This window comes from Enterobacter cloacae complex sp. 394I7 (assembly GCF_057320345.1).
Map to the genome: position 1 here is coordinate 293,162 of NZ_JBXWCR010000003.1, position 14,890 is coordinate 308,051.

At 57.1% G+C, this 14,890-nt stretch carries 16 protein-coding genes; 6 read left to right on the top strand and 10 right to left on the bottom strand.

The genetic code is table 11. From position 1 onward, the window contains the following. The first annotated feature begins 59 nt into the window (after positions 1–59). Positions 60–962, top strand: coding sequence for a LysR family transcriptional regulator (locus AC2FAP_RS14830; protein ID WP_485452966.1), 903 nt, complete (start codon positions 60–62; stop codon positions 960–962). Here AC2FAP_RS14830 and AC2FAP_RS14835 read toward each other — a convergent pair. Next, complete coding sequence (locus AC2FAP_RS14835; RefSeq protein ID WP_020885328.1) at positions 949–1,428, bottom strand: carboxymuconolactone decarboxylase family protein; 480 nt, start codon at positions 1,426–1,428, stop codon at positions 949–951. The two genes, AC2FAP_RS14830 and AC2FAP_RS14835, sit on opposite strands and share 14 nt — an antisense overlap. 102 nt (positions 1,429–1,530) lie before the next feature. Here AC2FAP_RS14835 and pdxR point away from each other — a divergent pair, with 102 nt between their 5' ends. Beyond that, positions 1,531–2,919, top strand: coding sequence for a MocR-like pyridoxine biosynthesis transcription factor PdxR (gene pdxR, locus AC2FAP_RS14840; protein WP_485452967.1), 1,389 nt, complete (start codon positions 1,531–1,533; stop codon positions 2,917–2,919). Positions 2,920–3,000: 81 nt separating this feature from the next. Then, positions 3,001–3,255 carry a DUF4282 domain-containing protein gene (locus tag AC2FAP_RS14845; RefSeq protein ID WP_020885330.1) on the top strand — a complete coding sequence of 85 codons (255 nt, stop codon included), beginning with the start codon at positions 3,001–3,003 and terminating at the stop codon, positions 3,253–3,255. A 59-nt stretch (positions 3,256–3,314) separates the two neighbouring features. Here AC2FAP_RS14845 and AC2FAP_RS14850 read toward each other — a convergent pair whose 3' ends face one another. After that, complete coding sequence (locus tag AC2FAP_RS14850) at positions 3,315–3,476, bottom strand: DUF1127 domain-containing protein (protein WP_014168457.1); 162 nt, start codon at positions 3,474–3,476, stop codon at positions 3,315–3,317. A 176-nt stretch (positions 3,477–3,652) separates the two neighbouring features. Here AC2FAP_RS14850 and AC2FAP_RS14855 point away from each other — a divergent pair, with 176 nt between their 5' ends. Then, complete coding sequence (locus tag AC2FAP_RS14855) at positions 3,653–5,068, top strand: aminotransferase-like domain-containing protein (RefSeq protein ID WP_244047645.1); 1,416 nt, start codon at positions 3,653–3,655, stop codon at positions 5,066–5,068. Between the two features lie 66 nt (positions 5,069–5,134). Here AC2FAP_RS14855 and foxA read toward each other — a convergent pair whose 3' ends face one another. From foxA to AC2FAP_RS14870, 3 genes are all read right to left on the bottom strand, one after another. Further along, entirely contained in the window at positions 5,135–7,243 is a 2,109-nt protein-coding gene (gene foxA / locus AC2FAP_RS14860) for a ferrioxamine B receptor FoxA (RefSeq protein WP_108647525.1), read from the bottom strand. Positions 7,244–7,364: 121 nt separating this feature from the next. Further along, positions 7,365–8,318, bottom strand: a complete 954-nt coding sequence (locus AC2FAP_RS14865; RefSeq protein ID WP_485452968.1) for an AraC family transcriptional regulator — start codon at positions 8,316–8,318, stop codon at positions 7,365–7,367. Between the two features lie 138 nt (positions 8,319–8,456). Further along, positions 8,457–8,690: a DUF2171 domain-containing protein gene (locus AC2FAP_RS14870; protein WP_020885334.1), complete on the bottom strand. Its 234-nt coding sequence runs from the start codon at positions 8,688–8,690 to the stop codon at positions 8,457–8,459. Positions 8,691–8,919: 229 nt separating this feature from the next. On the opposite strand from AC2FAP_RS14870, the gene AC2FAP_RS14875 reads away from it, so the two are divergent. Then, on the top strand, positions 8,920–9,114 hold the full coding sequence (locus tag AC2FAP_RS14875; protein ID WP_020885335.1) for a DUF2767 family protein: 195 nt from the start codon (positions 8,920–8,922) through the stop codon (positions 9,112–9,114). Between the two features lie 38 nt (positions 9,115–9,152). Here the strand turns inward: AC2FAP_RS14875 and AC2FAP_RS14880 are convergent, their stop codons facing one another. The 3 genes from AC2FAP_RS14880 to AC2FAP_RS14890 form a co-directional block, all read right to left on the bottom strand. Beyond that, entirely contained in the window at positions 9,153–10,274 is a 1,122-nt protein-coding gene (locus AC2FAP_RS14880; RefSeq protein WP_485452969.1) for a ribosomal protein uL16 3-hydroxylase, read from the bottom strand. Between the two features lie 115 nt (positions 10,275–10,389). Beyond that, the gene (locus tag AC2FAP_RS14885; protein WP_014168451.1) at positions 10,390–10,992 is read right to left on the bottom strand and encodes an ATP-dependent Clp protease proteolytic subunit; all 603 of its coding nucleotides are present in this window, start codon (positions 10,990–10,992) and stop codon (positions 10,390–10,392) included. A gap of 63 nt (positions 10,993–11,055) precedes the next feature. Then, positions 11,056–11,826 (bottom strand): DeoR/GlpR family DNA-binding transcription regulator, encoded by a 771-nt coding sequence (locus AC2FAP_RS14890; protein ID WP_020885337.1) that lies wholly within the window; start codon positions 11,824–11,826, stop codon positions 11,056–11,058. Between the two features lie 93 nt (positions 11,827–11,919). Between AC2FAP_RS14890 and AC2FAP_RS14895 the strand changes: the two genes are divergently transcribed. Further along, positions 11,920–12,306, top strand: coding sequence for a VOC family protein (locus tag AC2FAP_RS14895; protein ID WP_148576568.1), 387 nt, complete (start codon positions 11,920–11,922; stop codon positions 12,304–12,306). Positions 12,307–12,339: 33 nt separating this feature from the next. On the opposite strand, the gene AC2FAP_RS14900 is transcribed toward AC2FAP_RS14895, so the two are convergent. Then, positions 12,340–13,734 carry an MFS transporter gene (locus tag AC2FAP_RS14900; RefSeq protein WP_228176100.1) on the bottom strand — a complete coding sequence of 465 codons (1,395 nt, stop codon included), beginning with the start codon at positions 13,732–13,734 and terminating at the stop codon, positions 12,340–12,342. A 45-nt stretch (positions 13,735–13,779) separates the two neighbouring features. Next, positions 13,780–14,868, bottom strand: a complete 1,089-nt coding sequence (locus AC2FAP_RS14905; RefSeq protein ID WP_485452970.1) for a cellulase family glycosylhydrolase — start codon at positions 14,866–14,868, stop codon at positions 13,780–13,782. Positions 14,869–14,890: the final 22 nt, after the last annotated feature.

A 14,890-nucleotide genomic window follows, 5' to 3' on the forward strand; every position in this document is an offset into this window, starting at 1 on the left:
TCTCCGTTGCGATAATCCACGCTATGCTGCAAGGGTTGTTTCGATTTTCAGGATAATCTATGCATCGTTCGGGTCTGACAGAGCTGGAAGTAGTCATGGCGGTTGTGCGGCGCGGCAGTTTTCGCGGGGCGGCACAGGAGCTGGGCATGTCCGCTACGGCGGTAAGTAACGCTATCGCCGGGCTGGAGAGCCGCCTGGAGACGCGCCTGTTTAACCGCACGACCCGCAGCGTGGCGCTTACCGACGCCGGGCAGCGCTATGTGGCGCGTATCGGCCCGGCACTGCAGGCGATACGCCAGGCCAGCGAAGAGATCCACAGTGATACCGGCGAACCTGCCGGCACCCTGCGCTTAAACGTACCGAACCATATCGGTGCGCTCTTTCTGGATCAATTGCTGATCGACTTTATGATCCGCTACCCGAAAATGCGCGTCGAGACGCTAAGCGAAGCACGAATGATCGACATCGTCGCAGAAGGTTACGACGCCGGGATCCGTCTTGAAGAATCCGTGCCGCAGGACATGATCGCCGTGCCGCTGACCGGTGAAATCCGCCAGCTTGTCACCGCCACGCCGGATTACTTTGCCCGCCACGGCACGCCGCACACGCCGGAGGATCTGCTCTTACATCAGGGGATCAGTATGCGCATGGCGCACGGTGGGATCTACCGCTGGGAGCTGGCGCGTCACGGAGAACACTACGCTCTGGCGGTACCGCCGCGCTTTGCCACGTCCGATCTCTTCGCCTCGATCCGGGCCGTGAAGGCGGGATTAGGGATAGGGTTTTTACCGGAACTGTATATCCGGGAAGAGCTTGAAAGCGGGGAACTGGTGAGCGTGTTAAACGACTGGACGCAGCCGTTTGCCGGGCTGCGCTTGTACTATCCGGGGCATCGCCACGTCCCGCCAGGGTTACGGGCGCTGGTGGCGATGATCCGTGAGCGCGGGGTTATTCGAGGTTAGCTTTATTCAGCCCGTAAGCCGCGTCCAGCGAGCCCGGCTCCATGCGGGACGTGATCCCCAGACGGTTCCAGGCGTTGATCGCCACAATGGCAAAGTTCAGCTCTGAAATCTCCACGTCCGAGAAGTGCTCCGCCACGCTGCGGTAGAGCGCATCGCTCACGCCATGCACGCTAATTTGCGTCAGCGCTTCGGCGAAGGCCAGCGCCGCTTTCTCACGGGCGCTGAACAGCGGGGACTCGCGCCATGCCGCGAGATGGTACAGACGCAGCTCGCGCTCTCCGGCGATTTTGGCCTCTTTCGAGTGCATATCCAGGCAGAAGGTACAGCCGTTCAGCTGTGAGACACGAATGTCGATCAGGTGCTTCAGCGCCGGGTCGAGAGAGGTTTTCGCCACTTCCATGCTCAGGTTGGACAGCGCGTTGGCGAGGGCAGGTGTGATCTTATGGTGGTTGACGCGAGTGCTCATTGTCTTTCCTCTTTTTTGTGCGGCATATGTCATGCGATGGGGACAATCTACGCGGATAATGACATAGTAAAAAGATACAAAAGCCGTCAAACGAGGTAGGACATGAAACCGGGCTATCACGCTATTTATACCCGCTATCGCGACAACATCACGCGTGGCGTGCTAAAGCCTGGCGACAAAGTCCCCGCCATTCGCGTGCTGGCGGAAGAGCTGAAGGTGGCGCGCAAAACCGTTGAAACCGCTTACGCCATTCTGACGGGCGAAGGGTATCTGGTAAGCCAGGGGGCACGCGGCACGCGGGTCAATCCGGACCTGTTACTGCCCGCGCAGCACGCCCCTGCGGAGCAGACCACCGGCACGCTTCCGGCCTCGCTGATCGGCCAGCGCGAACGGGCAGGTTTTCTGCGCCCCGGCATTCCCTCCCTCGACAGCTTTCCCTATAAAAAATGGCTGCTGCTTTCAGGCCAGGCGACGCGCGCCATGCGCCAGGAAGAGATGCTGAATCCGCCCGTGCTGGGCTGGTATCCGCTGCGCCAGGCGATTGCCAGCTACCTTAATATTTCACGCGGGCTCACCTGCACCGCCGAGCAGGTGCTGATCACCAGCGGCTACAGCGGTAGCCTGCGCCTGATCCTCGATACGCTGGCCAGCCGCAGCGACAAGGTGGTGTTTGAAGATCCGGGCTACTTTATGGGCCAGCAGTTGCTCAAGCGGATCGTGCCGCGCCTGCACACCGTGCCGGTCGATCGCGCCGGGATCGATACGGAATACCTGCTGCGCCACCATCGCGATGCCCGCTTCGCCATCGTCACCCCGTCGCACCAGAGCCCACTGGCGGTCACCCTCTCTCTGCCGCGTAAACAACAGCTTCTCGACTGGGCGAGTCAGAACAAGGCCTGGATTATTGAGGATGACTACGACGGGGAATTTCACTACACCCGCAAGGTGCTGCCGTCGCTAAAAAGCCTCGACCGGCACGACCGGGTCATTTTTATGGGCACCTTCAGCAAAACCATTATGCCGTCGCTGCGCATGGGCTACGTGGTGATGCCCGCCAGCACCCTCGGGGCCTTTACCGACTGCGCGGACATCGTCACCAGCGGCCAGCCGGTGCTGACGCAAAAGATCCTCACCGCCTTTCTCAACGAAGGCCATTTTTTCCGACATCTTAAGAAGATGCGGGCCCTGTATCAGACCCGGCGGGAGTGGATGATTAAGGCTTTGCAGGAGGTGTATGGCGACCTGTTTTTCACCGAGCAAAACGACGGTGGAATGCACATCGTGGCATTCCTTTCGAAGGGGAGTTGTGACCGGGAAATCGCGCACTGCTGGCAAGCGCAGCAGCTGCAGGTTAACGCGCTCTCGGAGTGGTATCGCGGCTCCGGCAAGCGGTACGGACTGGTGATGGGCTATAACAACGTGCGCACGTATCAGGAGGCGGTGGCACTACTTGAAAGGCCAAAACAAGAAACGCTGGAATTACTACTCTGAAATCAGATAGCTATCCACGCCATAAAAGAACGTGATAAAGATACAATCTTGAGCCTTTTTTATATTTCTAAGGAAAAGAAAATGAAAGCCATTCTGGGATTTGACTACTTATTAACGCCACGCGTGCTGGTCTTCTTCTACTGGATCGTCATGCTGGTGATTTTGATTGCCGGCGTGTATTCCATGTTTACCGATCATCTGATCACCGGATTTATCGGGATGATTTTCAGCCTGATCGGCTGTCGCGTGACGTTCGAACTGATCATGGTTGCGTTTAAGAATAACGAATATCTGCGCCGCATCGCTGAAAACACCGCGGTGAAATCAGTCGAATAATCTCTCCGTTGCGCCGGGTAGGGGTTTCTCCTTACCCGGCCAGCGCCGACCCTGCCTGCTTACACATCATAGCGCGACAACCCGACATCCTTAAGCTGCTCGTCACTCATCTTGCTCAGGATGCGACGGGTGCGGTGAATACGGTACCAGTTGCGTAGCGTTTTGCCGATCCAGACAAAAACAATAAACGGACGTTTTGAACGGTTCTCGTAAAATTCCATGATGCTCTCCTCACTGTGCCAGTAGCGTTATCATCGTGGAATTCAGGTCGTACAATACAGATTCAAAAACATCTTTTGTTTAACATACAGATCCGCTAAAACTGTATCTGCATGCCGTTTTTTGCGGCAATCTGTACTGGTTTTACAATCTGTATGGTGAAAACAAAGGATACAGCATGACGCGCTACCAACATCTCGCCAACCTTCTGGCGGAACGCATTCAACAAGGGCTGTATCGCAGCGGTGAACGTCTGCCGTCGGTGCGCGCGCTGAGCCAGGAGCATGGCGTTAGCATCAGCACCATACAGCAGGCTTACCAGATCCTCGAAAATCTGCAGCTGATCACGCCTCAGCCACGCTCCGGCTATTTTGTCTCGCAACGTAAGGCCATGCCGCCCGTACCGGCAATGACGCGTCCGGTGCAGCGTCCGGTAGACGTCACCCAGTGGGATGAAGTGATGATGCTGCTGGATGCCCGTGCCGACAAAGAGATGATCTCCTTTGGCGGCGGCTCGCCGGACGTCAATCAACCGAGCCTGAAACCGCTGTGGCGCGAAATGAGCCGCATCGCGCAGCACAATCCGGGCGAGATGCTGAGCTATGACGTGCTCGACGGTCGGCTCGAGCTGCGCGAGCAGATCGCACGGCTGATGCTGGACGGCGGCTCTACCGTGGCCGCGAATGAGATTGTCATCACCAATGGCTGCCACGGCGCGCTGTCGATTGCCCTGCTCTCGATATGCAAACCGGGCGATATTGTGGCCGTGGAATCCCCGTCGTTTCACGGCACCATGCAGATGCTACGCGGGTTCAACATCAAAGCCATCGAAATTCCCACCGATCCCGAAACCGGGATCAGCATTGAAGCGTTAGAGCTGGCGCTGGAGCAGTGGCCCATTAAAGCGGTGATCCTGGTGCCCAACTGCAATAACCCGCTGGGTTTTATCATGCCGGAAGCGCGGAAGAGGCAGGTGCTGGCTCTCGCCCAGCGGCACGATATCGTGATCGTGGAGGATGATATTTACGGCGAGCTGGCGGCGGAATACCCGCGCCCGCGCACCATTCACTCCATGGACATTGATGGCCGCGTGCTCCTGTGCAGCTCGTTTACCAAGACCGTGGCACCGGGCCTGCGCGTCGGCTGGATTGTGCCGGGGCGCTATTACGACCGGGTGATGCACATGAAATACGCCGCAGGCGGCTTTAACGTGCCGGGAACGCAGATGGCGGTGGCGGCGTTTATTCGCGACGGCCATTATCATCGTCACGTTCGCCGTATGCGCCAGATTTATCAGCAGAATATGGAAACCTATACCTGCTGGGTGCGGCAGTATTTCCCGGCGGAGATCTGCGTGACGCGCCCGCAGGGCAGTTTTTTGCTGTGGGTGGAGTTACCGGAAAACGTCGACATGGTGTGCGTCAGCAAGCAGCTGTGCCGGCTGAAGATCCAGGCGGCAGCCGGGTCGCTGTTCTCTGCGTCCGGCAAGTACCGCAACTGCCTGCGGATCAACGTTGCGTTACCGCCAACGGAGAAGCATCGCGAGGCGCTGAAGAAGATGGGTGAGGCAATTGTGATTGCGATGGAGGCGTAGTGCGGCCTGATGCCCTCCTCCACCAGGCCGGGCAAGGCGTCACCGCCGCCCGGCACTGTCACTGACTTAAAACGTCCATGAAACGCTGCCAACGATACTGCGTTCCGCGCCGAAATAGCAGTAGGAGAGCGAGTTACACGCCGCCACATAGCGTTTATCGGTCAGATTATTGACGTTCAGCTGCGCGCTCATGCCCGTGAGCCCCACCTTCGACAGGTCATACCCCACCACCATATCCACCAGCGTATACGACGGCAGCGTATGGGTGTTCTGGCGATCGCTGGTAATGCCGTTGACGTAACGAACGCCGGAGCCGACGGTCAGGCCGTCCAGCGGGCCCGTTTTCACGTCGTAGCTGAGCCAGGCACTGGCCATATTACGCGGCGCATAGACGGCGCGCTTGCCCTCCTCTTCCGGGCTGCTCTTCTTGTAGCGAATGTCGGTATAGGTGTACGCCGCCTGCATGCGCAGGCTGTCGGTCAGTTGACCCACCGCTTCCAGCTCAACGCCCTCGGACTCGATCTCACCGATGGAACGGTACGGATCGGTCGGCTCCTCTTTGGTGGCGATATTCTTCTGGTTGATGCGGAACACCGAGGCGCTGAACTGGCTATTCATCCCCTCGGGTTCATACTTCACGCCCGCTTCCCACTGCTTGCCTTTCATCGGGTCCAGAATGTTGCCCTGCTCATCGGCGAAGCTGGTCGGCGTAAAGGCCGTGGAGTAGCTGACGTACGGCGCGACACCGTTATCAAACAGATACAGCAACGCCGCGCGGCTGCTGACGTTGTTCTTATCCAGGTCGCTGCGGGTATGGTTAACGTTATCAACGTTCGACACGCTTACCTGGTCATAACGCCCGCCCAGCGTCAGGCGCCAGCGGTCGATGGACATCTGATCCTGAAGGTAGTACCCGGTCTGGCGCAGCTTATGTTTTTCCTTGCTGTACTGGGTGATGTAATCCGGTTTCGCACCGTAAACCGGGTGGAACGCGTCGATGGGCGGGAAACCGCCGTAGTAGCCGGTCACGTTATTGGTACGGTCCTGATAATCCAGGCCGATCAGCACACGGTGGTTAACTGCCCCGGTATCGAAACTGCCGTCGACCTGGTTATCCAGCGTGATGGCATTCATCTTCTCGTCAGAACCGGAATAGCCGCGGTTGAGCTCGGTATCGTTCAGCCAGCCCGCGGCATATACCTGATTCAGCTCCACTTTGGTGTGCAGATAGCGCAGCTTCTGGCGCACCGTCCAGCCGCTGTCGAACATGTGCTCAATGTTGTAGCCCACCATGTTTTCCCGACGATCGTACTTGTCGTAATCATCCTCACCTTCAAAGAAGGTGTTGGTGATTTTCTTACCGTTATGCGGCACCACGGTGCCGTCATAAGGCAGGCCGGAGTGGCTCCCCCCTTCCGGATCGCGGTGCAGATAGGCCATAAGATCCAGACGCGTGTTATCAGTGATGCGCCAGGTCAGGCTCGGCATCAGCGCGTAGCGCTCTTCCTTCAGCGGATCAAACTGGGAATCGGCATAGCGGGTCATCCCGCTGAGGCGCACCGCCACGCGGTCGTTATCATCAACCGGGCCGGTGACGTCGAACATCGCCCCGCGCTGGTTATTGTTCCCGGCAAATAGCTTAATCTCCCCGCCCGGATCGAACGACGGCTTGCGGGAGGTCAGCGCCACGATACCGCCCGGCGATGAACGGCCGTACAGCACGGAGGCCGGGCCACGCACCACCTCGATATTGTCGAGGAACCAGGGATCCACCACCAGCGAGCTGTGAGAGTTGGTGTCTCCCATCATCTTCAGGCCGTCGAGGTAGACGTTATCCAGACTGCCGTCGGAGAAACCGCGCAGCACCATGTAGTCGAAGCGGTTTGACGCGCCAATCTGGTTGCTGTAAACCCCCGGCGTGTAACTCACTGCCTGGCGCACGCTGGTCGCGCCCTGCTCTTCAAACTGCTCGCGGGTAACGATAGAGACCGACTGCGGAGTCTCTATATCCGGCGTTTCAAGCTTGGTGGCAGCAGATTGCATCTGCGACGTGACCACAACGGTGTCCGTTTTTTGGGCATCCTGCGCCAGTAAAGGAAAAGCGACGCTACCGGTAACCCATCCCACCAGCAGTGCCAGACGTGACTTAGCAAACATAACCCTCTCCAAAGGTATTTCTTATTGTTAATAAGAATTATTACCTTTTTGAGAAAGCAAACAGCTATGCGCGCCGCCAGGATACGTATGCGCGGTGCTAAACCGCACGGGTTGCGTTCGCGCGAAGAGAGAAAGTAGGTTAGCGGCGTTTGCGCACGTCGCCCGGTGCAATACCGTAATGGCGACGAAACGCGGTAGCGAAATTGGTGGCGTGCTGATAGCCACACATCCACGCCGCCTGCTGCACGCTATAGCCTTCAAGCAGATAGCGACGCGCCAGCGCGAGCCGACATTCGCGCAGGTAATCGAAAAGGGTGCAGCCGTAGCGTTGACGAAACTTGCTGCGCAGGCTGCTCGGGCTCATGGCGGCGAGGGCGGCCAGCTGCGCAAGAGTATGATCCTGCTCCGGAGACTGTTCCAGCCTGCTGCGCACGCGTTCAAGACGCGCATGCTCAGGCCGGCACGGGAAGGATTGCTGGCGCTGCGCCAAACCCTGGCCCAGAAGCTGATACATCAGCCCTTCCAGCAACAGCTGACGGGATAACGCGCTTAGACCCTGCTGCTGAGCATGCTGGATCCCCGCAAGGACAAACTCAGGAACGTGCCAGACCAGGGTGGGCGCATTCAGGCTTTGCCATTCCTGGAGCAGTGACTCAAGCAGGGCCTCACGCCTGGCATCGTGTGGGAATAGACCAAACGAGAGCGTTTTCAGCGTGCTGTCGGCATCGTGACGCGCGCACATTATCTGCTCTTCACTCAGGCGGGAGCTGAAGACCATGCCGGATCGTACGACATATTCAACGCCATTGAGCGCGATCGTGACGCCTCCTGCCAGCACCACCAGCATATAGAGTGGGCTGCTATGGCGAGAGGTGGTTTCGTAAGGTTGTAAAACGCGAACGTTGGAGTGGGTCAGTGAAATGCCGGATGAAAGCGTCATCTCTTCCACATTCCCCTGCAGCACGGCGCGGTTGTTGACCTGCGCATCTTTTAACTGCGGGAACCGGTAGTCGATGCCGTAGCGCTCACCGAATATCTGAAAATCCTCAACAAAAAACAGGCGTTTCGCTGATCTATTTTCACGCTGGAGCATATGACGGTGCCTGCATCGGGGAAAGGACAAACGAAACAGTACCATTCATTGGTGGTGGCAGCAATCACTGGACATAAAACGTATTATGCTCCGGCCTGCGCCGGAGCGAAGAAATATATTTCAGTTAAAGAGATATATTTATGCTTGCTGCCACTCAGCAAAAACCTCTTTATGGTTTTTGGTCAGGACAACTTTATTATCATCCACTTTGTCCACCCAACCGAGCGGTATAAAGTGGTGCTTCCCACCGGATTCCGGATCGCTTTTCGCAAGCTTGATGCGCTCACCATCCAGATGGTCCACAACACCGACGTGTGTTCCGCAGCTGGCGACAACCTGAGCGTGATCCATAATTGCGTTTTTATCTACCATAATAATTCTCCCGTTTTGGTTATTTGGCCGTTGCACGGAATTAACTGTAGCGCATAAATTTGGCTTACGGGCGCTTATTAGCATTTTGAAACATCATTGACACAACAGAATATTATAGCTACCGCGAGGCATAGCGAAGCATAATGAAAAAATAAGAATAAGATGAATTATTCTCGACGTTTATTTTTTATTCCATAATTACATTATCGCAACCAACGAGGAGGCATTAATGACGATTCGTAATATTCGTAATAATCGTACAGAAATTTCACTGGCTCTTGGTGAAGCGGTTTTAGACATTGTGCAAAAAGGCCACGAGCTGTCGCGTGAAAATCTGGCGCAGGCGATGAAAACAAAAGCAGAGAAGGAGCGCGACGATGAGCGGCTCCTGAATTACTGGAAAGCCTGTAATATGCTGGTCTGAACGAGGCGGCGTTTAGCCTGGCTAAACGCCGCCAGCCGTTACTCGTCGAAGAACCAGTAGCCCTGGTTAATCAGTCCGGTCAGTTCGTCAATAAATGCCGGATTGTTCAGCGCCTCGCCCAGCTCCGCCTGGCCGAGTTCCGTGTAGCGACACAGCACGTCCGCAGCCTTCGCATCTACCGTTTCCAGCAGTTCGCTGTTGATGAAGACGCTGCCGTTGATATTCAACACGCGCAGACCGCTCAGGCGAGACAGCGTTTCGCCACCCTGCAATGCATCAAGCACTTCTTCTGCCGTGTACGGCGGTTCCGCGGTGGCAATATCCAGCTCATGGCGCGGCGTCGAGACAAAGCTACCGAACCATTTCGTGAAATCATCAGGCTTGCTGATCATGTCGATCATCATCTGGCGAATACGATCCAGCTCGTACTGTTCCACGCGTCCAGGGTGTTCGCGGCAGGTCAGATCCGGATCGCTGTAGTGCTCGCCGCCCAGATCGTTTTCCAGCGCGTAATCGGCAAAGCTGCTGATCAGATCGCGGCCGTTCGGACCACGGAAACCGACGGAGTAGTTTAGCGCCGTTTCGTGGGTAAAGCCGTCGTGCGGGAAGCCAGGTGGAATGTAGAGGATATCGCCCGGGGCCAGATCTTCGTCGATGATCGGCTCAAACGGATCAACGTGCAGCAGTGCCGGATGCGGGCAGAACTGGCGCATTGGCAGCTTGCCACCCACGCGCCAGCGGCGGCTTCCCATCCCCTGAATGATAAACACATCGTACTGATCGATATGCGGGCCCACGCCGCCGCCAGGGACAGAGAAGGAGATCATCAGGTCATCCAGACGCCAGTCTGGCAAGACGCGGAACGGGCGCACCAGCTCCGCTGCAGGCATGTGCCAGTGGTTTACCGCCTGCGCCAGCAGCGACCAGCCGGTTTCGCCCAGGCCATCGAAGTGCTCAAACGGACCATTGCTGGCCTCCCATTTACCGTTGGAATGGCTGACCAGACGGCTATCGACTTCAGGCTCCATCGCCAGCCCTGCCAGTTCGTCCGGGGTAATCGGGTCGACAAAATCAGGGAAGGCATTTTTTAGCACTACGGGTTGTTTCTGCCAGTATTTTTCAAGAAATTCCGGCCAGTTCAGGTTCAGTTGATACGCCATGGGTAGCACCAGTGAGAGGGTAAACAGGCGCGATTATAGGGGAGACGGTCAAGGGGGAACTTGTCATGGGTCAAACGAGAGGAGAAGGCCGGCGCAAACGTCCGGCCCTGAGGGATCAATCCAGCTTCAGATCGTCATAATGCGTAATCAGTTTACCCACAATGCCGTAGTCCAGCGCTTCTGCCGGAGACATCCAGAAGTTGCGGTCGGTGTCTTTTTTCACTTTTTCCAGCGGCTGGCCGGTGGCGTCAGCGATCAGCTTGTTCACGCGATCCAGCATGCGGATGATCTCACGCGCTTCAATCTCAATATCCGTCGCCTGACCACGCACGCCACCCAGCGGCTGGTGGATCATAAAGCGGGTGTTGGGCAGAGAGTAGCGGTGCTCTTTTTTCGCCGCCAGGAAGATGGTGATCCCGGCGCTCGCCACCCAGCCGGTGCCGATGATGTGTACGTCCGGACGGATGAACTTGATGAAGTCATGGATGGTATCACCCGCTTCCACGTGGCCCCCCTGGCTGTTGATGTACAGCTTGATCGGATCGTTGCTCACGCTTTGCAGCAGGATCAGTTGGGTAATGACTTTTTGCGCCAGTTCCTGGTTGATCTCACCGGAGATAACAATCGAGCGGGACTCGAGCAGTTTTTGCTGCAGCGCGCCCGCGCCGTTTGACCCTTCCGCTTTATCCTTATCGCCTTCTTTCAGTGTGTAGTGCATTGTTATGTCCTCAGCATTTAGCGCTCAAAACCAGAGTGTAGCCTGTTTTACCGGTCAAAGTCCTCAGGCGCACACAATGCGAACATCCTGCGCCGCAAACGCGTCGATAACGTCCTGTTTAATATTCGCGTCCACCACCAGCACATCAATGTCCCGGCTCTTTGCCACGACAAAGCGCGCCACGCCGGGAAGCTTGTCAGCAGTCAACGCCACGATGGTCTGGTTGCTCTGGGCGATCACCGCTTTTTTGAACGCACAATCGGCAAAATCAAAACCGGTCAGCCCCATCTCAGGATCCATCGCACAGCCACCGATAAAGGCCTGATCAAAGATAATCCCCTCAAGCTGGCTTGCAGCCGTGGCACCCACCGTCGCGCCGGACGCCCGCTGGATCTGCCCGCCGGTGATGATCACCTCGCACAGCGGATGTTGCAGCAGCGCGGTCGCGATGGCCGGGGAGTTGGTCACCACCGTCACGCTGAGTTCGGCAGGAAGGGCTTTCGCCAGCGCCAGGTTGGTGGTGCCCGTATCCATAAAGATACAGCCACCTGCTTTGATCAGCGTTGCCGCTTTCTGCGCGATTGTGGCTTTTTGTGCACTGTTTTCCTGCTCGCGGCGGCTAAATGTCCCCGCATCCGGCAGCTGAAGTACCGCGCCACCGTAGACCTTTTTACAGAAGCCCTCTTTGCTAAGCTCATGTAAATCACGGCGAATGGTGTGCTCGGAGACCTTCATTTGTGTCGCCAGTTCGGTGCACACCACCCTTCCGCTCTCCTGAAGGATCTGACGGATCAGCGCTTGTCGTTGCTCCGGAAAAGCAGCATAATCGAGCATTATAAGTCCTTTAAAATAACAAAACCGAGCATCAAAGCGCATAATGTTGCACTGCGCGTGCTCTGTCAATCAGCACTCACCGCGAGGATAACAATGAACATTGCCCACGTTGCACTCTGGACCCGACACCTTGATGCACAGGTACAGTTCTGGGAAACGGTTTTTGGCGGACGCCGTAATGAACGCTACCTCAGTAAAAATCGCCCGGGCTTTGCGTCACATTTTATTACCCTGGATGGCGGTCCAACCCTTGAACTGATGACGGTGCCGGACCTGCCCGACGCCCCGGCTTATCCGGAGTTTATTGGCTGGGCGCATATCGCCATTCACGTCGGCAGTCAGGCTGAGGTGGACCGTATGGCGGCGCAGGCGCAGTCAAACGGCACCCTGCTCAGCGCCCCCCGCATGACCGGGGATGGGTTTTATGAAGCAGTGATTGCGGACCCGGACGGCAACCGGATTGAGCTCACAGGAGAGTAAAAGACATAACGCCTGCCATGCAGGCGTTAATGTTTAATTCACCGTGGCCGGGCGCACCAGATTTTCCTCGTCCTCACGTTGCTGCGCTTTCTCGTGCTGACGTTCCGCCAGCAGGCGGCAAATCTCCGCATGCTTCTCCTCGGTAAAGGTAAAGCGCGACATAAACCCAAGCCGGATCAGCGAGCCGATGGCGGGCAGCAGACAGATACCAAAGAACAGCCCCGACAGCACGCCGTCACTCTGGGTTTGTGCCTGCGGGACATAGCCGATCATCGTCAGAAACACGCCGATTAGCCCACCGCCGACCGCCACCGACATCTTGCCGGTAAAGGTCTGTCCGGAGAAGGTGATCGCCGCACAGCGCTTGTGGGTGTGGTACTCCGCATACTCGATGGTGTCGGCAATCATCGACGAGGTGAGAATGTTGGACATCATCACGAACAGCGTACTCAGGCCAAGCAGGATAAACAGCATCGCCGTCTGCTGATAGCCCACAAACCACATCACCACGCGTACCGCCACATCCAGCCCGCAGAGGATCATAAACAGCTTCCGCTTCTGCATCTTGCGCGTCAGCATCGGGGCGACGAGACACACCACCGCCGCCATAATCCCCATCACGCCGATCGCCATCTGCAGGCTGCCGTCACCCATATTGTTGATAAAGAAGTAGATGTAGAGGCCGCCGGCCACGTTATGGAACACGCAGAAGAAGAACGACAGCAGAACGATAAACAGCGGCTTGTTCTGGCGCAGGTTATGGAAAGTGTCACGTATCGTCACCTTTTCCGGACTCGGCGGCACACGCTCCTTAATCTGCATAAAGCCGTTGAGCATCAGCGGCAGGCCGACCAGCATCATCACCAGCGCCGCCATAAAATAGCCTTTGTCGTTGCTGTACTGGGCGAAGAACGCCGCCAGTTTCGGGAAGAAAATGTTGGCGCAGGCGATCCCGGCGTTGACCCCCAGCATGGCCGCCGTCACCGCGCGGGTGCGCTGCCCGGAGTCGTTAGTCATCACCGACGACATCGACCAGAACGGGATATCAGAGATGGCGTACAGCGTTCCCCACAGAATGTACGTCACCCCGGCGTAGAGAATTTTGGTGGTCATGTCCGCTTCGATTTTATAGAACGACAGCAGCGTGACGCCGGTAATGAGTAACGGGGCGATCAGCAAAAAGTGGCGAAACTTGCCGAACCGGGTGTTAATGGTGTCCATTATGCTGGCAAAGAGCGGGTCGTGAACCGCATCCCACGCGCGGGCAATCAGGAAGATGGTACTCGCCGCCAGCGCCGAAATCCCGAGCACGTCGGTGTAAAAATAGTTAATAAACGAACCCACTAAACCAAAGCTAAAACACTGACCTAATCCATAACCAAAATAAGACCACAACTCGCGAGACGGTATTTTCATTGTCATTGCCATAGTGCGTACCTGGTTGCCCGGCGGCAGGCCGCCGGGTCGATATTATTAGCCCTGCGCTTTCGGGGCGATCTTACGGAGCTTCTTCATTAAGGCCATTTCACTGCGCGAGAACGGGATACCGTTCTCCTCAAAGACGTCGTGGAACCAGAGGCGGCAGTAGTCCGTAGACTCCTTCATCACCACCGGCCACGGCAGCCACGTCTGGGTTTTACCGCGCACCAGCCCCCACTGATACGGCGCGACCTTCGCCGTGTACATCAGCGGGAGCTGCTCCTCGAGGGTGCTGCCCACGTGGCGGGCCAGCCATTCGGTGCAGAAGATTGGCCGCCCAAGCGCCTGCAGCTGCTGGATAATCGCGGTCATACGTCCGGTGTTGGTGTAAGCGTGGAAGCTCACCACGTCGGATAGTGCCAGCGCGGTTTGATCCAGCGGATGCTGATAAAACGTCTCGCCCTCCTCTTCCGCCGGCAGACGCCACGCGCAGACGGTGAGCGGCTGAGTGGGATCCTCTTCACGCACCCACCGGAACGCCAGCTTCATCAGCTCATGCGCGCAGGTCTCCAGCTTCGCGTCGTACTGCACCTCCTGCGTACCGGTCGCAAAAATGCCGCGGTTGCCCGGCTCGTTATACAGATCCCACAGCAGTACGCGCTCATCGTCGCGGAACTGGCGGATAACGTCGCGGATATAGCGCTCAATCTGCGGCCAGCAGTCGGGATCGCAGACTTTATCGCGCCCCGGGCTCGCTGCCGCCTGGCTGTTGTGCTTGCCCGGCACCGGCGGCTTTTGCGGCCCCAGATACGGTTCATCGCCGGAGAAACCACAATCGTCCATCAGGGTCAGCATGGTGCTGAACCCGCGGCTGTCGGCCATCGCCAGAAACGCGTCGATGCGCGCCATCAGGCCGTCGCGATCGTGTTCCCAGACAATAAACGGCAGGTTGATGCGCAGGGTGTTGTAGCCCGCCTCCGCCGCCCAGCCCAGTTCGCGATCGATGGTATCGGCATCGAAGGTCTCTTCCTGCCAGATATCGGTCCAGTTCACCGCCGTCGACGGTAAATAGTTAAACCCACACAGCCAGCCTTTTTGCTGATACCACGCCTGTGCCTGCTCCCTGCTCCACTGCTCTTTCATTACGCGTCCTCTTACTGATAAT